This window comes from Campylobacter coli LMG 9860 (assembly GCF_000254135.1).
Lineage (GTDB): Bacteria > Campylobacterota > Campylobacteria > Campylobacterales > Campylobacteraceae > Campylobacter_D > Campylobacter_D coli.
In genome coordinates, this window is the sequence record NZ_AINS01000021.1 from 1 (window position 1) to 20323 (window position 20323).

Here is a 20323-nt window from a genome sequence, read left to right on the forward strand (position 1 = left end):
TCAAAAGCAAGTAAAAAGATAGATAAAATCGTTAAAAACCTCAAAAAACCTGAATAAAAACTTTTATAGAAACTTTATCACAATGCGATAAAGTTTCTTGGCTGTAAAATTGATTTAAAAGCCTTAAAAATAAAATCCCATACTTGTATAGAGTCTATCTCTTCTTTTTCCATCTGCTTCGTATTTATAAGCTGCCTTTGCTAAATCTAGTTTAATATAAAATCCATTGGGTTTAATATAAAGCAATTCCAACCCCACTGCATCCACAAAAATATCATTTTTTCCTTCTCTACCCGTCATATTGATATCATTATCTAAATAATCTTCATTCCATCCATGGGCAAATTCATAAAAAAGGGGTAATGTAAAAATTAGGACTAAATATACTAAATCTTAGTCCAATTGTTGTTAAAATCATACTATCTGCCTCTCCAAATCCATTAGGATAAGCTCTAACGCCGTAAGCTCCTCCCAAAGTCGCAGTCTCACTAGAATCTAGCTGATAATCTCCGATAGTTTTTTGATAGCTAATATTAAGAATGTGTGAAATTTTATTATTAAAATAATAAGTATTATTCAAAGCTGCATTAAATTTCCAAAATTCTCCCATGACAGGACTATTTTCTAAAAATACACTTTTTGGCTTTATATCCCCATAAGTAAGTTGCGTGTTATAGCTAAGAATGTTATTAGGAATTAAACCTATAGTTCCTTCAGTTCCTAAATAAAAGGCATTGCTTTCTTTGTTAAAATCAATTCCAAAGCTTCCATAAATATCTTCAAGCTTTCTATAAACATAACCTCCAGTAAGATATAGAGAATTAGTTGTGTTGATAAAGAGTGGATAAGATAAATCCACCCCTAAATCTAAAGAACTTCCATAAGCACCTAAACTTTCGTATTCTTCTCCTAATTCATAATTGCTTTTATTCACTCTAGGAGAAACTTTGAGATTTCCTAAGAAAAAATTATAAGTAAATCCATAACTTTTTTGCATTTCATCAGAAAGTTGTGCAAAGTAATTAAGAGAATCTCCATATCCTAAGAGATTATTTAAAGCGCCACTCACACCAGCTCTATAAACACCAGAGCCCTTGCTTCCATAATTATCAAAGAAAAGTATCGCATTTGCTTTTTTGGAATCTTCTATTGTAATAATCACATCTGTAGTTTCGTACTCACTCCCAGCAACTAAACTTCCGCTTGCTTTAATTCCTGACATTTCATTGATTTTATAAATCGCATCTTCCAATGCTTTAGTTCTTAAAATTTTTCCTTGGAGTGATTCTTTTAGCTTAGAGCTAATAGCACTCTCTTTTAGATGCTTAGAATAATTTTTAACTTGATATTCTCCAAGTTTTCCTAGCATAATATTAATTTGGATTGAATCTGTGATCTCTTGTTGAGGAATATAGGCAGTTGCCGATGGATAACCATGGTATTGAAAATAATAAGAAACGATATTGACAATTTCTTGCAAGGTTTCTACATTTAAATCCGATCTTTTTAGAGCAATAATAGATTCTCTAAGCCATACTTCATTGATTCCAAGATCTTCTAAAGTGAGTGTTTTTCCATCCTCTTTAGTATCCACAAAGAATTTATATTTAAAGCGAAATTCTTCAGAGCTTGGTGCTACTAATCCCTCTTTATCTAAGACTTTCTTAGTATCCTCTTGTAAAGAATCTTGTTTATCCATTTTAATATCTAAAGGGGATTGTTTACTTTTTAGAGTATTTTGAATGTTTTCGTTTTGAGGGACATTTTTATAATGGGAAATCTCTATCATTTGCTCTAAAGCTTCTGCATTTTCTTTGTTTTGTTGCGAAAGTGCTCTTGTTAAAAGACAAGAAGCTAGAATGATACTCTTTAAAAAAGGTTTTTCCATAAATTTCCTTGCTTTGTATTTTTTATTTTGCTTTAGGCAATTGGGCGATATAAGCACTCACTGCTTCAATATCGGAAGTGGTAAATTTCCAATTTTTCATATTAGCATACATGATAACTTTTGCTCCCCCATTATCTGCTTTCCCTGCAGCATAGCCTTGAAGCTGTTTTATGAGATAGGCTTTATTTAATCCTCCGATTTTGATATTACCCTTGCTTCCAGGAGCTATTTTATCTCCATTTACGCCATGACAAGCAATACATTTTTTATAAAGATTCTCTCCCTTTTTGATTAGGATATCATTCACTATGCATACTCCTACACACAATTTTAAACCCGCTAATATTTTTTTCATTTTTTATCCTTCTTTTAAAATTTTCTTTGTTAAGTTATTGATTTTTAATCACTTTGGATTTCTCCATAAATCACTTTTCCTTTATTATCTAAAGATAAAGTTAAAGGAACAACCCTTAGGTTTTCTTGTTGGAGCTGAGGAATCTTTTTATAATTAAGTGTTTTTGGATTTTTAGAAATCCTCCCTAAGAGTTGATTTAATTGGCTTTTATTCATAGCATTGCCATTAATACCACTAAAACCATTTTGACTTGAAATTAATGCAATTTTACTTCCTTTTTCAGGAGCTTTTTCTCCCTTTTTTAAAAGTAGAGTGATTTAGGATTCTTCAGAGAGATTAATAGGAGTCTCTAAACTTTCAATAAAAGGTTTATCTTGATTATTAGAATGATAAATTAAACTATAATGTTCAAAGTTATTAACTACTCTAGCCCTCAGAGCTTGCTCTAAAATCAAATGGTTATCTTTTGTAAGCTGCGCCAAAGAAGGTGCAGGCAGTGTGATATCATCGGCTTTATTATTTGTATAGTTTGGAATTCTAATCACACTCCCACTTAGCACATTTAAAAGCGATCGCTCATGGATAGAAACATCTCCACCAATATAGAGTGTATTGCCATAAGAGAGTGCTAGATTGCTATTGACATCAGGAATTGCACTTGCTGCAATATAGATAAAATCTTTTTCTTTATCATAAGCTCCAATTTCTAAATCTTGAATACTTAAAAGATTGTGATGTACTCTCTTGCCAACTCCACCTATTAAAATCAATTCCGAACCTTCAGAAATTCTATCAGTATTAAAGCCTACATTATTAAAAATAACTTGATTATTTTTAGATTCTTCCACCTCACGAATACCATAAATATTAAGCATAGAAGTCGCCCAATAATTGCTTGCTTTAAAGAGATTATTCTTTGCAAGATTGGCTGCTCTAATATACACACTGCTTTCTCTATTAACTCCCTCTCCAGAAGCTTGTGCTTCTACATTGTGATAGAAGACTTGATTGTTTTCTACATTCATAGCCTCTACTCCAGAGCGAATATCCTTTCTTCCAAAGACATTATTTAAGCTAATCTTATTGTGTTTTGCATACTCTGGATAATGGATAGATCCTTCAAAGTTTTCTTGTGTGGTTGCATAAATAAAAAGTGGTAGAGAAGCTTGAGAATCTTTAAAATCAATCACATTAAAATTAGCCTCTCCTGCTAAAGTTCTTCCTGTAATGATATTGATCCTATCACTAGGATTTTGTGTGCCATTGATTACTGTGAGGTTATTTCTAATCTTAATGGTATTATTGCTTGCACCCTTTGCTTGCAAAAGCACCATAAAACCCAAAACCGCTGTGTCTTAAATAAGAATTACTCACTTGTAAAGGGGATTTTAACTCGATTTCTAAGGTATTAAAATTAGCCTCCCCATCAAGTGTGTATCCACTAAAGAAATCATAAATCCCTTGTACTTTCACTTTTTTACTTATTCTTTTTAGTGCAGGAACATCTTTTAAGACAATGGAGTTTGCATTTGCATCCCCTTTATTTGTCTTTCCTCCAAAGAAATTTGCTAAAAAAATAGCGTTATAAAAAATGGGAGTTTTTCCATCCGATCCGCTCTTAAATTTAAAAGAAAATTATCTATAACAAGGGTGTTTTTGGTTGCATCATAAGCTTTTTTACCATTCCCATCAACAAAAGCTCCGCGATATGAACAGGAGCAAAAGAAGAATACAAACCGCTTGGAGCATGGATGTTGAATTCCACCCCATTAAGATTAAGTTTATTTTTTTCAACCTTTCCATTATAGGCTAATCCTCCAACAAGATGGGTTATCCTTTCATCAAGAATAAATTCCCCTACCATATCTCTATAAAAAGAGGCAGTGTGAATATCTACTTTAGAGCCTTTTTGGGCAAGCAAAGAATTTCCTATCGCATCACCAAAGATAGCAAGCCCTCCTACAGCATAAGGAGTTCCGTTTAATTTAAGATTATAAATATTTTCTACTCCCATATTTATATAACTTCCATCAAGAAGTTCTAAGGTATTATTTTTCGCATTTCCTTCTCTAGCAAGCCCACCACTAATAACATAATTTATTTTATCTTTCTCTTCTTTTTTTGGAGGATTTTTTGTTTTTATGTTGCTTGGCTCTAGAAAAACCGCAGAGCTTAATTCTGCCTCTTTAATAAGAAGTTTATTGTTGATAGAATCTCCCTTTAGAGAACTCCCGGCCACTAAAAAAGGAAGGATTTTTATAGGATGTAAGTTTTTATCCATAGGGTTAGCAGCATGCATACTTTGCACTTCCAAGATTTCTTCTGAGGAATGATTAGGAGTTAAAATTTCAAGCTTAGCACCTTGTAAAGACTGCTTAGGGTTAAAAACTTCTAAAGTGATGTCGCTTACAAGTCCTTGTTTAAATACACCATAATAATTAGTGTCATTGATTTGCTTAAAGGTTTTGTCATCAAAATCCCAAACTTCCTCATTAGAAAAACTATGCCTTGGAGTTTGAAATCTTTTATCGCCTATAGATATAGCTTGACTTGCTGCATACGATACGCTATTAAATATCAAAGCTACGCTCGCAAAAGATAAAAATATTCTATTTTTTAGAAAAAATTTCACCTGCATTATTTTCCCCCTCAACTTAATAAATTGAAATTATATTTGATTAAAATCTTGTTTATCTCACAAAGAAAGCTTTTACTTTCTTTGTGATTAAAATGTGATTGCTATACAAGGATTATTAGTTTTTGCATTGTCACTTGTGATGCAAACTCTTCCTCGTTCTCTTTCGTCTTCTTTGATATGACTTTGTGTTTCTTCTGCAGGAAGAATAAGAATAGACTCTGTAGAGGTAAGTTTTACTTGTTTAGAAAAAGTATTAACTATATCTGTGCTATCTATGTTGTTTGTAGTTTGGCTATCTCCTGAATTCTCATTTTCTGGAAGAGATAAAATAGGTTTATCTGCCAAATTTTCGATGGCATTAGCATCAACACTACTTCCTGCGATAGCAAATGTCCCTTGAATATCAGTATATTTATCTTCAAATGAATATTCTTTAGTAATTAAATCGTCTAAAAAAGGTTTATTTTTGTTTTTAAGAATATCCAATAAACCCTGTGCTTCAGCATAGTAAGCATCGATTTTTTCTTGTGTGTTTTTATAGACAACTTCTAACTGATCATAAGGAAGTAAATCATTTTGCATAGCTTTTTGATAGACTCTTTCTAATCTTTTTATTTCAGCTTTTAAAAATTCCAATCGATTGAGATTGTTTTTAATACTTTCTAATTCAGGTTTTAAAGTAGTGTTTACATACTCTTTTAGATTGGCAAGACTCTCAATGATATAATTGTATTTACCCATAGAGGTTTTGTAAGTACTTTCATCACTTCCATACCATTTTTCAAATTCTGTTTTTAATCCTCCTTTGTTAAATTCAGTATAGAATTCTAAGGATTGTTTTAAAGATTCTTTTAGCTTTTTATCGCTTGTATTTTTTAATAGATATAAAAGAATAGCCACATCACCTTCATTGAATTTGTTAAAATCGATAGAATCTATATTTAACACATAATCCTCATTTAAAATTTCATCGATGATGGTTTTTAAAATTTCATCTTCAAAATCACTCTGTTCAAGAGTAATACTTGAAAGCTCTCCTTCGTTTGGAGCTGTAGGTGAAGAGCTTGATCCTGATCCGTCGGGATCTACCTCTGATATTTTTGGAGTATTGTAAGTAAAATTATCCTTATCGAAGGTGATTTTGGATTTCTCATTTCCTATTTTACCACCATTTATCATATGAAGATGGGAGTTGCTAGTGGAAGTATTTGTAAGATACTCCAAACCTGCAATTTTGCTTTGATTAATAAAAGTTTGAAAATCAGTTGTATTTGATAGATTTAGGATATTTTCATTGTGGGTAATATAATTCTTGTTCGACGATGAATTTAATAACCCATAGAAGTAAATATTAGAATTGGCAATGTTACTACCATTCTCTATATTTCCAACAAATCCACCTGCAGCAATACTAGCACTAATTTTATCTATGTCGTTTAAAACAATATTTGAAAAATTTATACCATCACTTTTTATTCTCCCCGCAAATCCACCTGCATAAATAGATTTTTCATCCAGACTAGCGGTACCATTGGCGCTAATTTCTCCTATGTTATTTAAAATAATATTTTTATAAGTTCCAGCGCCTGCATATCCTGTAAAGCCACCTGTAAAGATATATTTATGTGTAGCGCTAACACTGATTTTTTCTATATTATTTAAAATGATGTTGTTAAAAGTTCCATCATTTATCCATCCGGCAAAGCCACCTATAAAACCAATACCTTTAATACTTTCAATATTGTTTAAAACGATATTTGATAAGCTCGCTATACCATTCTCATTATTAAGAACACCTCCCACAAAGCCACCTGCATGACTACCACTAATCTCTTCTAAATCATTTAGAACAATATTCTCAAATATCACATTGCCTTGTGTCATTCCCGCAAAACCACCTGTAAAAGCTCCAGATTTAATAAATCTTATATCTTTTAAACCGATACCATCAAAAGTTGTATTGCCCGTTGTATATCCTACAAAACCCCCACCATTATTCTTACCATAAATACTTTCTATATTACTTAAAATAATACTTGAAAAATCTCCGCCGTTAATTTGACCAGCAAAGCCACCTGCATATTTCGCAACTCCAATGTTGCCTAGATTTTTTAAACTGATATTATTAAAAGTCCCAGAATTTATCTCTCCTGCGAAACCACCAGAAGAACTATTTTCGCTATTAAAGCCTTCTATGGTATCTAAAGCAATATTAGAAAAAGTTCCATTTTCTATATGCCCTGCAAGTCCTCCTAGGTATTTATAAGAAAAGGCATATTTGGGAAATTGCAATCCATCAATAGTTAAATTTTGCACACTCCCACCCTTAATATAACCAAATAATCCTACATAAGTTTTATCAGCAACATCAATTTGTATATTAGAAAGTGTATGGTTATTACCATAAAAATTACCTACAAAACCATTACCAAACCCCACAGGATTGATTGTACTAGCACCTGCAAAATCAATATCTTTGCCTAAATATACATCTTTAAATTTTAATTCTCCAAATATCCCCTCATTGACTAATTTTGCAAATCCTTTCCAAGAATTAATCATCTCTTCATTGCTTGCACTTTGAGATCCAATGTAAAGGTATTCTTTAAAATTTCCATTAGTAGTAGCAGTACCAGTAAACTCATAATTATCAACTAAATTTGAATCATCTTTATAGGCATCATATACATCTTTTACCTCATATTTAAAAAAGCCTTCACTCCCAATTTCTGCTTTTAAATGAGTAGAGTTGATTCCAAAATCTTCTAAATAAACCTTATCTCCCTTGATATCTACTTTATCTGCTTGAAGTGTTCCTTTTATATTTTCTACCTTGTTTCCTACTAAAACAATTTCATTGGCTTTAATAGTTCCCATATTAACCACATCGCCTTTATTGGCATTAAAAACTGGAGAAAAAGAATCATCAACTGAAAAAGTATTGATTGCATCTATACCCATTGGAATTGTAGAAACTCCAAATTTATTGGCATTGATTGTAGCTCCTTCGCCTACTAATACCCCACTAGGATTTACAATATAAACATTGTTAGTTCCACCATTTAAAGTTCCTAGAATTTGAGAAGCTTTGTTGGTATAATCTAGATTTAAATAGTTTTTGCCATTTGTAGTGAAATTAACAGTATTGTCTTTTCCGATATTAAATCCACCGCCCCAAGCAATCACATTGTGTGTTTTATCTCCTGTGATATTCATTATATTGCCATTTGTAGCAATACTTCCAGTTCCATTGATAAACTTACCTCCGCTAGGTAAATTTGATGCTGTTAAGCTTTGAGCTAAAACCAAACTTGTAATTACAGAAATATTTACAATAACTCTTAAAGATTTGCTAAGATGATTAGTAAAGTATGATGAAGTATTTAAAAAATGTTTTATGTTTAAAAGATTAGTTATGTTCATCCCCCCCCCCTTTTTTTTTAATACACAATATACGATCAAGACTTTTTAACATTATATTCCCCTTCTTTTTTATGGTTCGGATTATACTTATTGTTTTATTAAAAAAATAAAAATGAGATGTTCTGAGTGAAATTTTAATATAAAATTACTCTTAAATAATATCTTTATATTTAAAATTCTATAATATCTTAAAATTTAAGTATTTTATAATGCTTATAATTCAAGCATCACACGCAAAAATTTACACCATGCTCCATAATGAAAATACAAACATAAAATAAATAAATTTCATATTTCAAATACTAAGAATTTATATCAAAATTTGCTATTTAAAAGATAAAAAATAAATTAAAAAACTGATATGATTATAACATTGGGTTTTGGTATGATAAAATATACTTAATTCCATAACTTAATATTTGGATTTATTAAAAAATAAAATATGATTTTATAGAGAGTTAGAAGTGGCTCCGGATGTAGGATTCGAACCTACGACCAATCGGTTAACAGCCGACTACTCTACCGCTGAGCTAATCCGGAATATCTTAAAAAGTAAAATGTAATTATATTTGATTTTTAAAACTTTGTCAAGCATTTTTTTAAAAAAATGCAAAAAATATTTTATTCTTTAACGATAATACTCTTTAAATTTCTAAAATAAAATAAATTTACACCCTCTTCATAATCATAATCAAGCTTCATTCCATGAGATTCTAAAATAGTATTGACTATGTAAAGTCCAAGTCCAAAGCTTGATTTTTGCTTCGAGCCTCCTTGGGTAAAAGCTTGAGTATAATACTCTAAAGTGTTATTTAATTCAGGACCTCTATTTTTAAAACAAATATAATCATCCATTATATCGATTTGTATAAAGCCATTTTCAGAATGCTTAATACCATTATCAATCATATTTTTAATCGCAGTGGTAAAAAGCTTGAAATCTACATTTACAAAAAAGCTTTCATCCATAAAAATGCGTATGTTATTATCATCTCGCATAGCAATTTCTTTGGCTTCATCCAAAACATCTAAAATATTGTATTTTTTGCGGTTGATAAATGCTGCTCCTGAAGTAATCTGCTCTATGGCCGCAAATTCATTGATAAGAATTTCAAGACGGTTAAATATACTTTCTAATCTTTCTTTGTATTTATTATCCTCTAGCATTTCAAGAGTTATAAGCCCTTTGGTAATCGGGGTTTTAAGCTCGTGCATCATATTTCTTAAGAAAAATTGGCGTGATTGATTGAGCTTACGAATTTGAACGATCGCTTGATAAAAAGCCTCACTTACTTGAGAAATTTCATCCACCCCCGTGCTTACATCTTCTATATCATTAAGCTTTCCTTGTGCAAATTTATCAATTTGCTTCTTTAAAGCTTTTAAAGGCTTCAGTTTTTTAAATATATAAATATAGAGCAACACAAGTATACAAATCACGGCTACAGCTATGGCTTTAATGATAAAATATCTATAGGTTTGATAGTCTTGATCTTTGTAAAGATTTACCTTGCCATCAAAAATGATATTTAAATACACTTGTCTATCATAAGAGATGATTTCGATCAAGCCATTATTGACCTCGACTCTAGCTAACACTTCCCCGCCAAAAAGAATTCTACGAATTTGTCTAACCTCTAAGATAGGCTCCATTTTATTGTAATTTTTCGTTTGTTCTTCAAATTCTCTTTCGCTAATTATCCCTGCAAAATTTAAAAGCCTTGCGTTGGCTATTAAAGAATATTTGGTATTTAATTCTCTAGTATAATTTTGCTGATCGTATTCTATAAGCCACAAAAACCCAAGAATAACACTGACACCAGCAAAAATAAAAATAAAAGTTATGGTATAAAAAATAGATGAACGATTCATTGAGTCAGCTTATAGCCTATACCTCTGATAGAATGGATATATTTTGGAGTTTTTGGATCATCACCCATTTTTTGACGAATACGGCTGATGATTACATCGATGCTTTTATTGCTTGAGTCTTCACTGATTGAAGAACAATTATAAACAAGCTCTTCGCGACTGACAACACCGCCTTCTTTTTTGATCAAATAGCTTAAAATGTCAAATTCCGCATTAGTTAAAGTCAGCTCTTGTCCTTTCATTGTGATGATATGCTTGTATTGATCATAAACAAGATCTTTAACGCTTTTTGCTATGGCGCTTTTTGTATTTGAAATGCGTCTTAAATGGCTTTTAATGCGCGCTTGAAGTTCTTTAGGATTATAAGGCTTTGGCAAATAATCATCCGCGCCCAATTCTAAAGCATTAACCTTATCTGTAATATCATGTCTAGCGCTTGAGATAATAATAGGCGTATCATACTTTTTACGAATTTCCTCACACACTTCAAGTCCATCAAGTCCTGGCAAGGAAAGATCCAAAATTATAAGCTGATATTCTTTTAAAGCAAGTTTTGAAAGACCTATATAAGGCTCGTGTGCGATATCAACTTTCATATCAAATTTTTCTAAATACTCAGCCGTAATTTCAGCAAGCTCTAAATCATCTTCTATCATAAGGATATTTGTCATTGCATTCCTTTTACTGTATTTAATCTTAGTTTTTAAATTCTAAACTAAATTATATAACGAAAGGGAAACCCTTTCATAAAAATTATTTAAGTATCAACAAAGTTGCAAAACCATTACGATAAACCCAAATTTTAGTAAATTCTTTTTTCTTCACTTGTCTTAAGGCTTGTTCTAAATCTTTTAAATTTTTAATTTCACTTTGTCCTACGCCTATAATGATATCACCCTCTTTAAATCCTGAATCCTTAGCCCTGCTCTTATCTTTAACACTTTCTACAAAAACCCCATTTACATCTTTTGGAATTTGCAAACGCTCTTTAAATCTTGGATCTAAATTTCTTAAAGTCATACCCTCGATCAAATCATTTTGAACGGCTTTAGGATTTTCTTTTTCTCCTTTAAGGATAAAATCAACCCTTTTATTTTCCCCATCTCTTTCAAAATTGAGTGAAATTTTTTGACCTATCTCTAAAGTGCCTATATAGTTTTTAAGATCGCTTGGACTTTTAATCACTTTATCATTTACCTTAGTTACCAAGTCCCCACGCTTAAGTCCTGCTTCATCAGCACTTGAACCCTTTTGTATATCGGTAATTAAAGCACCATCTTGATTTTTATAAGCTTTTTTAGTATCACCCTGTAAAGCAGAAATAGTTACACCCAAAAATCCTCTATCAATCCTACCCTTTTCAATAAGCTTTTTAGCTATATCTTTCACCATATTCGAAGGTATTGCAAAGCCGATGCCATTATTTCCACCCCCACGAGAAAGAATGGCTGAATTTATTCCTACTAAAAATCCGCGACTATCGACTAAAGCGCCGCCTGAATTTCCAGGATTGATTGAAGCATCTGTTTGGATGAAATTTTCATATTGGTTTAAGCCTATATTGTCTTTATTTAAAGCAGAAATTATCCCGCTTGTAACACTAAATCCAACACCAAAAGGATTTCCTAAGGCAAAAACAACATCTCCTTCCATTAAATCATCTGAATTTGTAAAAGTAATAGCCCAAAGATTGTTTGCTTCTATTTTAATCACTGCTAAATCCGTCTTTGGATCCTTGCCTATAAGCTTGGCTTTATATTCTGTATCACTGCCTGGCAAACTTACACTGATAGTATCTGCATCATCTACTACATGGTTGTTTGTAACGATATAACCATCTTGCGAAATAATCACACCCGAGCCCAAAGAGCTTACCACTTCTTTATCATTTCCTCCTCTTCTTTGTGGAAAATCAAAATCAAAAAATTGTTTAAAATAAGGGTCGTTAAAAAAATCATCTAAAGGACTTGGACGATTGGCTCTTGTAATGGTTTTTGAAGTAGAGATATTTACAACAGATTTTTTAGCATCTCTTATCGAATTATGATAAGAAAGAACTACATCTCCAGCCGCAGGATTGACACGATTGCTTGTTATACTTGTTTCATTAAAATTGATATTTGCAGCAAATAAAGCACTTGCTAAACTCAATGATAAAATAAGCTTTTTCATTTTGTTTCCTTTTTTATTTATATTATTCTTAAAACATATAATTTGTAAAATATTTTACGCATTTCATAAGTATAAAACCGAAAATTTACAAAATTGTAAATGAAAGCTTGAGTGATAAAAATTTATAAAACTTGATTGACTTAGGCTAAAGTTTTTGATATAATTTCTATTAAATAAAACAATTATATATTTTTTAAGGAATAACATGAATAGCTTATATGAAACACTTGGAGTATCTAAAAATGCTAGCGCAGATGAAATAAAAAAAGCCTATCGTCGTTTAGCAAGACAATATCATCCTGATATCAATAAAGAAAAAGGCGCTGAAGAAAAATTTAAAGAAATCAATGCCGCTTATGAAATTTTAAGTGATGAAAAAAAACGCGCACAATACGATCAATACGGAGACTCCATGTTTGGAGGACAAAGTTTTCACGATTTCTCAAAAAATACAGGTGGGGTCAATTTAGATGATATCTTAAAAGATCTCTTTGGTGGAGGCTTTGGTGGAGGCTCTTCTAGAGGAAGTCGTTTTAATGGTTTTTCATCAAAAGGCTTTAACACCGGCTTTGGAGGTTTTGGCGGATTTGAAGAAGAGGATTTGGATTCTACTATAGAACTTAGCATTCCTTTTGAAAAAGCAGTGGTAGGTGGAGAATATAGCTTTAATCTTCAAGGAGAAACGATCAAATTTAAGATTCCACATGGGATCAAACAAGGAGAAAAACTTAGAATTCGTAACAAGGGTAAAAATGGCCGCAATGGAACACGCGGGGATTTGATTGTTAAAGTTAAATTAGGAGAAAGTGAAATATATCAAAGAGAAGATGATGATTTATATCAAAAAGTTGATATCTCTTTAAAAACTGCCCTATTTGGTGGAAAAGTCACCGTTAATACTCTTAAGGAAAACAAAAAAGAAGCCACCATAACCATACCTGCAAATTCTAAAAACGGACAAAAAATTCGCCTTAAAGGCTATGGGGTGCAAAATCGCAAAAGTGACATCTATGGAGATATGTATTTGGTATTAAATGTTGTTTTACCAAACACTGAAACCTTAGATGAGAAATTAATCGAAATGCTAAAAGAAAAACTATCATAAAAAAAAGGAGTAAAGTCATGGAACACCATTATAATGAACCCGTATATTTAATAAGTGTCGTAGCAAAAGTATTAAGCATACATCCACAAACCCTAAGACAATATGAAAGAGAAGGTTTGATAGAACCTAGTAGAACTGATGGAAAAATAAGGCTCTATTCTCAAAGGGATATCGATCGTATCAAGCTTATCTTGCGTTTAACGCGCGATATGGGGGTAAATTTGGCAGGAGTAGATGTGATTTTAAAGCTTAAAAATCAACTTCATGAATTTGAAAATTTAATCGATGAGCTACGCTTAGAGCTTAGCAAACAACAAAATCCAAATGCAAGCTCAAAAGCAGTTGTAAAACATAGAAATAGTTTTGATTTAATTTTTTATGAAAAAAAATAGATGGATAATTTTTTAGAAATTTTTTTAATTACAGCTGCTCTAGCTATCGTTCTTAATGTTATTTTCAAGAAATTTGAAATTCCTACTATTATCGGTTACATTGCTACAGGAGAGATTATTTCTAAAATTTATCATCTAAGTGGCAAGGGTGAGATTACACATATTGCTGAATTTGGTATAGTATTTTTAATGTTTACTATAGGGCTTGAATTTTCTTTTAAGCATTTAATAGCCATGAAACAAGAGGTATTTTTAAATGGCTCTTTACAAATGCTTACTTGCGGCTTTGTTTTTATGTTGCTAGCTATAGGAATTTTAGGACTTGGTGATAAAAGCGCAACCATAGTAGGTTTTGCTCTAGCTCTTTCTTCAACCGCAGTGGTGCTTAAAATTTTAAATGATAATGGCGATATTAATGAGCAATACGGAAGAAAAGCCTTAGGGATTTTACTTTTTCAAGACATAGCTGTGATTCCTTTGTTATTGCTTGTGGATATTTTCTCTTCAAATAATCAAAACATAGGACAATTACTCCTTACAACTCTTCTTTCAGCAGTTATCTTAATCGCTTTACTTTTCTTTATAGGTAAATACTTAGTCGATAGGATATTTAGACTGATTATACGCGCTTCCTCGCAAGAAATTTTTATCAGTACTATACTCTTTATGGTGATTGGGGCAAGCTTTTTGGCAAATTATTTTGGTTTTTCTTATTCTTTAGGAGCTTTTATCGCAGGAGCCTTGATAGCAGAAACTAAATATAAACATAAAATCGAAGCAGACTTAATCCCTTTTAGAGATTTACTCTTAGGCTTATTTTTTATAACCGTAGGAATGCAAATTCAGCTTCATATCGTAGCACAAAATTGGTTTATTATCTGTGTCTTAACCTTACTTATAATGGGTTTAAAATTTGGCATAGTATGTGGTTTTTTATTTTTATATACCAAAAAAAGAGTGGCTTTAAAAACTGCTTTTTCTATCGCTCAAGTTGGAGAATTTGCTTTGGCAATCTTCTCGCTCTTGCAAGCAAAAAGTATGCTAGATGTTGAAACTGCTCAAATTTTAATTGTTGTTTCTATTGTAACTATGATTATCACCCCTTTTGTATTAAACAATATAAGAAAAATAGCCAATGTAGTAGAAGATATGACTTTAAACACTAATGTTGTTCAGCAAAGCACTCACAGCACCCTAAAAAATCATCTTGTAATCTTTGGATACGGACGCTTAGGACAAGAGATAGTGCAAAAAATCAAAAATACTGGTGTTCCTTATTTGGTTTTAGAAAGTGATTTAAATTTGGTAGAACTTGGCATAAGTCGGGGTGAAAATGTCGTTTTTGCCAATGCTGCCCAAGAAGAAACACTCAAGATAGCCAATATAACAGAATGCGCAGTAGCAATCGTAACCATAACCAACGAAGCCAAACTCGAAATGATTTGTCAGGTTTTAGCTTCTTATCCAAAGCCTATTGATACAATTATCCATGTTAATGGTAGTCTTGAAAAGATACTTTTTTCAAGTATCGATGAAAACATACGCATTGTAAGATCTGAAAAAGTCATCGCAAGAAATTTAGTCCAAGAGGCTCTAGAATGCAGAATTCACAAAAATACTTAAAGGATGGTATTGGCAAAAATAGATGAAAAAACTCTAAGGGTTAAATATTTAAGAGCCTTGGAAAAATTTGCAAATGCAGCTATTTCGGCTTTAAAAAAAGAAAATTTTGATAAAGAGAAATTTCAAGAAAGAATGGAAAAAAATAAAAAAATAGTTGAAAAATGCGAGGCGGTAAATTTAAATTCAAGCTATAATAAAAGCTTAGAAAATTTTGTAAATCATTGCCTTGATTTTTCAAAACAAAAAGAAGAACTTCTAAGCCTTGCAAATGCTTTAGATAAACTTAAAAAAGGTGAAAAGAAAGAAAAACATAAAACTTATTTGAAGGATTATTATGATTAATGTATTTTTTGATATGGATGGCACCTTAATCGACAGTGCAAATGCTATATCTTGTGCTGTCAATGAGATAAGAAATGAACTAAATTTAAGCCCACTTTCTAGGGAGAAAATCATGCAAACCATCAATACTCCAAATGTAGACTGGGCAAAAGAGCTTTATAGTATAGATAATTTCCATCATTCTAGCTTTAAAGATGGTTTTGAAAAATATTTCATCAAACACTATGAGCAAAGCGTGGTTTTATTTGAAGGGGTTAAAGAAATATTGGAATTTTTAAAAGAGCAAAATTGTTTTTTAGCTATCGCCACTAATGCGCCTCAAAGCTCGCTTTCTAGCATACTTAAAAAACATGAAATCATTCCTTATTTTGATAAAATTTTAGGTGTAAGTCTTGGTATAGAACCCAAACCCCATCCTATGATGCTAGATCTTTTAAAGTCTGAAGCGCCCCACAAAATAAGTGTTTTTATAGGCGATAGTCAAAAAGATAGAGAATGTGCGAAAAATGCTAATGTGCCTTATTTTCATGCGAAATGGTATCAAAAGGATTTACAAGAAAATGAATTTAGCAATGCAAACGAACTTAAAAACTTTTTAGAGAAGTATTTATAAGTTTTTTAATGAAAATTGAGTTAAAATAAAATAAATTTTTAAAAGAGTACATATGAGTGAATTATTAATAGAAATCGGAACAGAAGAACTACCCGCTATTCCTTTACTAAAAGAATTAGCCAATATAGAAAAAAAATGGAAAGATGTTTTAGAAGATTATCGCTTGGTGAGTGATTTTAAATTTTACTACACTCCGCGTCGCTTGGTGATTTTTCATGAAAATTTCGCAAGCAAACAAGAAGATAGCTTTGCTGAATTTATAGGTGCACCTAAAAATGTCGCTTATAAGGATGGTCAATTATCAGCCGCAGGACAAAGCTTTTTACAAAAAGCAGGCATTAGCGAAAATGAGCTTTCTTTTAAAGAGATCAAAGGTAAAGAAGTCTTGTATCATCAAAAAGCCATTAAAGGTTTGCAAAGCCAAGAAGTTTTAGGAGAGATGATTCATCAATTTTTAAAAAGTCTTAACTTTGGTAAAAGCATGCGTTGGGGTGCGAATTCTTTTGAATTTATCCGTGCAATCCGCTCTATAGTTTGCATCCTAGATGATAATTTAGTCGAATTTGAAAGCTATGGTGTTAAGAGTGCTAAAAAAACTTTTATACACAGAAGTGTAAGCTATGACTTGCAAGAATTTAATAACGCAAAAGAATATTTTAGCCTTTTAGAAAAAAATTACATTATCTTAGATCCACTCCAAAGAAAAGAGAGAATACTCAAGCAATTTAAACTCCTAGAAAGCCAAAACAATATCCAAATAGGCGAAGATGAGGAGCTTTTGGCTGAAGTTATTGCTATCACAGAATACCCTAATGCACTTTTAGGAAGTTTTGAAGAAGAATATCTTCAAATTCCTAGCGAAGTTATCATTACTTCCATGAGAGAAAATCAACGCTATTTTGCAGTCTTTAATGAAAAAGGTTTAAGTAATCATTTTATCGTTGTAAGCAATGCAGTGTGCGAGGATTACTCAAAAATCATTCACGGTAACGAAAGAGTTTTGCGCGCAAGACTTAGTGATGCAATGTTTTTCTATCAAAACGATTTGCAAAGTGGCTTAAATCCTGAAAAACTCGCTAAAATGACTTATCTTGAAGGCTTAGGAACAATGCAAGATAAAAGTCTAAGAGAGATAAAAATCGCTGAAGTTTTATGTCAAATGCTAAACAATGATAAAATCGCAAATATAAGCACTGCGATCAAATACGCAAAAGCTGACTTAGCAACGCAAATGGTTTATGAATTTACAGATTTGCAAGGCATTATGGGAAGCTATTATGCACAAAAAATGGGTCTAGATTATGAAATTTGTCTTGCTATAAAGGAGCAATACCTACCAAATTCCGAACAAGCTCCACTTCCTAGCACTGAATTTTCAAGCATAGTTGCCCTTGCAAACAAGCTTGATACCCTCATAGGACTTTTTAGCATAGGTAAAATTCCAAGCGGTACAAAAGATCCTTACGCCTTAAGGCGTGCTGCTAATGGGATAATCAAAATTGCCCTAAATTTAAACAAAGAATTTGACATTCAAGCACTACTAGAAAAACTAGCAAGCCATTATAAAAACTTTGATATGCAAATTTTAAAAGATTTTATTTTTGAAAGACTTTATACCTTTTATAGCGTTAATGCTTCTTTTATCAAAGCGGTTTTAAGCTCTAAAAGCACAGATCTTATCCACATCAATCAAAGCGTAAAAGCCCTTATAGAATTAAGCAAAAAAGCTAATTTTCAAGAAAATTTCACTACCTTTAAAAGACTGGCCAATATCGCTAATAAAACTTCGCACAAAGTCGATGAAAGCCTTTTTGCTGAAGAAGCAGAAAATAAACTTTATAAAGCCTTTAAGGAAAAAATTCAAGCACACTCTTTACAAGAAAAACTTGAAAATCTCTTCTCACTTAAACCTTTTATAGACGAATTTTTTGATAAAGTAATGATCAATGCCAAAGATGAAAAACTTAAAAATAATCGCCAAGCACTTATCTATGAAATTTACGAAGAATTTCTAAAAATTGCCGATCTTAAAGAGCTAAGCCTATGAAAGCTTTTTTTCTTTTTTTAAGTCTTGCTCTTTGGCTCTTTGGAGCTCAAAATTTCGAGCTTATCAAAGGACAAGCTTTATTTTTGGAACTGGATAAAAAAGATTTTATTTCTTTGAAAAACGAAGATAAAATTTTAGCTACCTTTCCACATCCTAAAAATCAAGAGAAAATTTTAGCTATATTTTCACTGCCTTATAAAAATCCTCCTCAAAATACTAAGCTTACCGCTCTTTATAAAAACAAAAAAGAAGAAATTTTTATAAAAACTTTGGAAGGCAATTACAAAAGTGAAAAATTAAGCGTAGAGAATAAAAAAGTTTTTCCACCTAAAGCTGTTAAAGAACGCATTGCTAAAGAATTTAAAGAAGCTAATGCAATTTATAGTTCTTATACTCCAAAAGCTTTATTTGATGGCTCTTTTAATACGCCTTTAAATTCTTTTATTACGAGTGATTTTGGCAAAGCAAGAACCTTTAATGAAAAAGTTGCAAGCTATCATAGCGGAACAGACTTTAGAGCCGCTGTAGGAACCCCCATCTATGCGGCTAATTCAGGTGTAGTAAAAATAGCAAAAGATCGCTATTTTGCAGGAAAATCAGTAGTCATTGATCATGGTTTTGGCATTTACTCGCAGTATTATCATCTTTCTAAAATCGAAGTTAAGGTAGGACAAAAGGTTAAAAAAGGTGATTTTTTGGGGCTAAGTGGAGCTACAGGAAGGGTTAGTGGACCACACTTACATTTTGGTATTTTAGCTGGAGGTAAACAAGTAGATCCTTTGGACTTTATCTCTAAATTTAATACACTTTTTCAATGAAATTTAGTGAATTTTTTCACGCTTGGCTGCATGAAAGTTATTATAAAAACGCTGTTAGTATAGGCAAAAATGGAGATTTTTTTACCGCAGTAAGCGTGGGAAATCTTTTTGGCACTCTTTTAGCAAAGCATTTTTTAGATCTTATAGATAAAAAAGTCTTAAAACTTCCCTTAGAACTTGTAGAAATAGGAGCCAATGAGGGCTATTTGAGTAGAGATTTTTTAGCCGCTTTGCTTGAATTTAGGCCTGAAATTTTTTCCAAGCTTTCTTTTTTTATCATAGAGCCTCATGAAAAATTAAGAAATTTGCAAAAAAAGACCTTAGAAGGCGTGGAATTTACACATAAGAGAAGCTTAAAAGAATGTCATTTTGAAAATGCCTTTTTCTTTTGCAATGAGCTTTTTGATAGTTTTACTTGTGAATTGATAGATGATGATAAAATGGCCTTTATTAAAGATTTTAAACTTGTTTTTGAGCCTATGGAGGCTAAATTAAAAGAAAAATGCGAAATTTTAAATTTAAAAAAAGGCGAATTAAGCCTAGAATTGGAAGAATTTTTTAAAGATTTGGATAAAGCTTCTAAAAAATTTATCTTTGCAAGTTTTGATTATGGCGTGTTTAATCCCCAACAATTTAGCATTAGAATTTATCAAAAACATGAAGTTTTTAATCCTTTTGAAATCACTTTAAAAGATTTTTTTAGTAAAAGCGATTTAACCTACAATGTCAATTTTAATCAAATTCAACAGCTTATAAAAGAACATGATTTTAAACTCTTAGCTCTAAAAAAACAAAACCAAGCCTTGATTGATTTTGGTTTTGAAGAATTATTAAAATACATCAAAGATAAAAATCTTAAGACTTATGAAAATTTTCTTTCACAAAGTAAAATTTTATTTTTTAATTTTGATGAAAAATTTCACTTCTTTGAATTTGCTAAATTCTAGCATGATTGTTTTCTTTATTTTTCAAATCAAGCATTGCATAACTAGCATCTGCTATATTAGCATAGTCTTTGATTTGAGAGATAAGTTC

General features: G+C 31.4%; 19 protein-coding genes, 1 tRNA gene and 1 pseudogene. 8 read left to right on the top strand and 13 right to left on the bottom strand.

The genetic code is table 11. From position 1 onward, the window contains the following. Nucleotides 1-123: 123 nt before the first annotated feature. From CCO88_RS10600 to htrA, 13 genes and pseudogenes are all read right to left on the bottom strand, one after another. The gene (locus CCO88_RS10600; protein ID WP_002820604.1) at nucleotides 124-300 is read right to left on the bottom strand and encodes a hypothetical protein; all 177 of its coding nucleotides are present in this window, start codon (nucleotides 298-300) and stop codon (nucleotides 124-126) included. A 46-nt stretch (nucleotides 301-346) separates the two neighbouring features. Beyond that, nucleotides 347-1888, bottom strand: a complete 1542-nt coding sequence (locus CCO88_RS03465) for a ShlB/FhaC/HecB family hemolysin secretion/activation protein (protein ID WP_002839429.1) — start codon at nucleotides 1886-1888, stop codon at nucleotides 347-349. Between the two features lie 22 nt (nucleotides 1889-1910). Next, a complete protein-coding gene (locus CCO88_RS03470; RefSeq protein WP_002799418.1) occupies nucleotides 1911-2243 on the bottom strand; it encodes a c-type cytochrome in 333 nt (110 codons plus the stop codon). Nucleotides 2244-2287: 44 nt separating this feature from the next. Continuing rightward, nucleotides 2288-2458 carry a hypothetical protein gene (locus CCO88_RS10605; protein ID WP_002784451.1) on the bottom strand — a complete coding sequence of 57 codons (171 nt, stop codon included), beginning with the start codon at nucleotides 2456-2458 and terminating at the stop codon, nucleotides 2288-2290. 102 nt (nucleotides 2459-2560) lie between these two features. Then, the gene (locus CCO88_RS10885; RefSeq protein ID WP_234885202.1) at nucleotides 2561-3577 is read right to left on the bottom strand and encodes a hypothetical protein; all 1017 of its coding nucleotides are present in this window, start codon (nucleotides 3575-3577) and stop codon (nucleotides 2561-2563) included. Beyond that, nucleotides 3543-3716 carry a hypothetical protein gene (locus CCO88_RS10890; protein WP_223209389.1) on the bottom strand — a complete coding sequence of 58 codons (174 nt, stop codon included), beginning with the start codon at nucleotides 3714-3716 and terminating at the stop codon, nucleotides 3543-3545. Before CCO88_RS10890 ends, CCO88_RS10885 begins: the two co-directional genes overlap by 35 nt. A 60-nt stretch (nucleotides 3717-3776) precedes the next feature. Continuing rightward, nucleotides 3777-3836: pseudogene (locus CCO88_RS10895) on the bottom strand (hypothetical protein); the annotation flags it as partial. Nucleotides 3837-3882: 46 nt separating this feature from the next. Beyond that, nucleotides 3883-4881: a hypothetical protein gene (locus tag CCO88_RS10900; RefSeq protein ID WP_223209388.1), complete on the bottom strand. Its 999-nt coding sequence runs from the start codon at nucleotides 4879-4881 to the stop codon at nucleotides 3883-3885. A gap of 87 nt (nucleotides 4882-4968) precedes the next feature. Further along, a complete protein-coding gene (locus CCO88_RS03485) occupies nucleotides 4969-8304 on the bottom strand; it encodes a filamentous hemagglutinin N-terminal domain-containing protein (RefSeq protein WP_002839430.1) in 3336 nt (1111 codons plus the stop codon). Between the two features lie 465 nt (nucleotides 8305-8769). Then, nucleotides 8770-8844, bottom strand: a tRNA-Asn gene (locus CCO88_RS03490). A gap of 81 nt (nucleotides 8845-8925) precedes the next feature. Beyond that, complete coding sequence (locus tag CCO88_RS03495; protein WP_002777440.1) at nucleotides 8926-10176, bottom strand: ArsS family sensor histidine kinase; 1251 nt, start codon at nucleotides 10174-10176, stop codon at nucleotides 8926-8928. Then, on the bottom strand, nucleotides 10173-10847 hold the full coding sequence (locus tag CCO88_RS03500) for a response regulator transcription factor (protein ID WP_002777451.1): 675 nt from the start codon (nucleotides 10845-10847) through the stop codon (nucleotides 10173-10175). The genes CCO88_RS03495 and CCO88_RS03500 overlap by 4 nt, the downstream gene beginning before the upstream one ends. A gap of 82 nt (nucleotides 10848-10929) precedes the next feature. Further along, nucleotides 10930-12348, bottom strand: coding sequence for a serine protease HtrA (gene htrA / locus CCO88_RS03505; RefSeq protein ID WP_002777453.1), 1419 nt, complete (start codon nucleotides 12346-12348; stop codon nucleotides 10930-10932). 205 nt (nucleotides 12349-12553) lie between these two features. On the opposite strand from htrA, the gene CCO88_RS03510 reads away from it, so the two are divergent. The 8 genes from CCO88_RS03510 to CCO88_RS03545 are packed head-to-tail and all read left to right on the top strand — an operon-like array spanning nucleotide 12554 to nucleotide 20235. Next, a complete protein-coding gene (locus tag CCO88_RS03510) occupies nucleotides 12554-13453 on the top strand; it encodes a DnaJ family protein (RefSeq protein WP_002777454.1) in 900 nt (299 codons plus the stop codon). Between the two features lie 17 nt (nucleotides 13454-13470). Beyond that, on the top strand, nucleotides 13471-13845 hold the full coding sequence (locus CCO88_RS03515; RefSeq protein WP_002781904.1) for a heat shock protein transcriptional repressor HspR: 375 nt from the start codon (nucleotides 13471-13473) through the stop codon (nucleotides 13843-13845). After that, nucleotides 13846-15468 (top strand): cation:proton antiporter, encoded by a 1623-nt coding sequence (locus tag CCO88_RS03520; protein WP_002807267.1) that lies wholly within the window; start codon nucleotides 13846-13848, stop codon nucleotides 15466-15468. It abuts the gene before it with no gap. Nucleotides 15469-15477: 9 nt separating this feature from the next. After that, nucleotides 15478-15810, top strand: a complete 333-nt coding sequence (locus CCO88_RS03525; RefSeq protein WP_002781908.1) for a hypothetical protein — start codon at nucleotides 15478-15480, stop codon at nucleotides 15808-15810. Further along, nucleotides 15803-16423 carry an HAD family hydrolase gene (locus CCO88_RS03530; RefSeq protein WP_002777462.1) on the top strand — a complete coding sequence of 207 codons (621 nt, stop codon included), beginning with the start codon at nucleotides 15803-15805 and terminating at the stop codon, nucleotides 16421-16423. The genes CCO88_RS03525 and CCO88_RS03530 overlap by 8 nt, the downstream gene beginning before the upstream one ends. Before the next feature lie 52 nt (nucleotides 16424-16475). Then, nucleotides 16476-18470 carry a glycine--tRNA ligase subunit beta gene (gene glyS, locus CCO88_RS03535; protein WP_002839434.1) on the top strand — a complete coding sequence of 665 codons (1995 nt, stop codon included), beginning with the start codon at nucleotides 16476-16478 and terminating at the stop codon, nucleotides 18468-18470. Then, nucleotides 18467-19288: a peptidoglycan metallopeptidase Pgp3 gene (gene pgp3, locus CCO88_RS03540; RefSeq protein ID WP_002777466.1), complete on the top strand. Its 822-nt coding sequence runs from the start codon at nucleotides 18467-18469 to the stop codon at nucleotides 19286-19288. The genes glyS and pgp3 overlap by 4 nt, the downstream gene beginning before the upstream one ends. Then, on the top strand, nucleotides 19285-20235 hold the full coding sequence (locus CCO88_RS03545; protein WP_002786467.1) for an SAM-dependent methyltransferase: 951 nt from the start codon (nucleotides 19285-19287) through the stop codon (nucleotides 20233-20235). Before pgp3 ends, CCO88_RS03545 begins: the two co-directional genes overlap by 4 nt. Nucleotides 20236-20323: the final 88 nt, after the last annotated feature.

Bases quoted from the DNA above. Each gene is read 5' to 3' on its own strand.
- CCO88_RS03500 (WP_002777451.1), bottom strand. From the start codon at position 10,847: ATGACAAATATCCTTATGATAGAAGATGATTTAGAGCTTGCTGAAATT.
- pgp3 (WP_002777466.1), top strand. From the start codon at position 18,467: ATGAAAGCTTTTTTTCTTTTTTTAAGTCTTGCTCTTTGGCTCTTTGGA.
- CCO88_RS03510 (WP_002777454.1), top strand. From the start codon at position 12,554: ATGAATAGCTTATATGAAACACTTGGAGTATCTAAAAATGCTAGCGCA.
- CCO88_RS10600 (WP_002820604.1), bottom strand. From the start codon at position 300: ATGACGGGTAGAGAAGGAAAAAATGATATTTTTGTGGATGCAGTGGGG.
- CCO88_RS03545 (WP_002786467.1), top strand. From the start codon at position 19,285: ATGAAATTTAGTGAATTTTTTCACGCTTGGCTGCATGAAAGTTATTAT.
- htrA (WP_002777453.1), bottom strand. From the start codon at position 12,348: ATGAAAAAGCTTATTTTATCATTGAGTTTAGCAAGTGCTTTATTTGCT.
- CCO88_RS03495 (WP_002777440.1), bottom strand. From the start codon at position 10,176: ATGAATCGTTCATCTATTTTTTATACCATAACTTTTATTTTTATTTTT.
- CCO88_RS03470 (WP_002799418.1), bottom strand. From the start codon at position 2,243: ATGAAAAAAATATTAGCGGGTTTAAAATTGTGTGTAGGAGTATGCATA.
- CCO88_RS03530 (WP_002777462.1), top strand. From the start codon at position 15,803: ATGATTAATGTATTTTTTGATATGGATGGCACCTTAATCGACAGTGCA.
- CCO88_RS03485 (WP_002839430.1), bottom strand. From the start codon at position 8,304: ATGAACATAACTAATCTTTTAAACATAAAACATTTTTTAAATACTTCA.
- CCO88_RS10885 (WP_234885202.1), bottom strand. From the start codon at position 3,577: ATGGTGCTTTTGCAAGCAAAGGGTGCAAGCAATAATACCATTAAGATT.
- CCO88_RS03465 (WP_002839429.1), bottom strand. From the start codon at position 1,888: ATGGAAAAACCTTTTTTAAAGAGTATCATTCTAGCTTCTTGTCTTTTA.
- CCO88_RS03520 (WP_002807267.1), top strand. From the start codon at position 13,846: ATGGATAATTTTTTAGAAATTTTTTTAATTACAGCTGCTCTAGCTATC.
- glyS (WP_002839434.1), top strand. From the start codon at position 16,476: ATGAGTGAATTATTAATAGAAATCGGAACAGAAGAACTACCCGCTATT.
- CCO88_RS10900 (WP_223209388.1), bottom strand. From the start codon at position 4,881: ATGCAGGTGAAATTTTTTCTAAAAAATAGAATATTTTTATCTTTTGCG.
- CCO88_RS10605 (WP_002784451.1), bottom strand. From the start codon at position 2,458: ATGAATAAAAGCCAATTAAATCAACTCTTAGGGAGGATTTCTAAAAAT.
- CCO88_RS03515 (WP_002781904.1), top strand. From the start codon at position 13,471: ATGGAACACCATTATAATGAACCCGTATATTTAATAAGTGTCGTAGCA.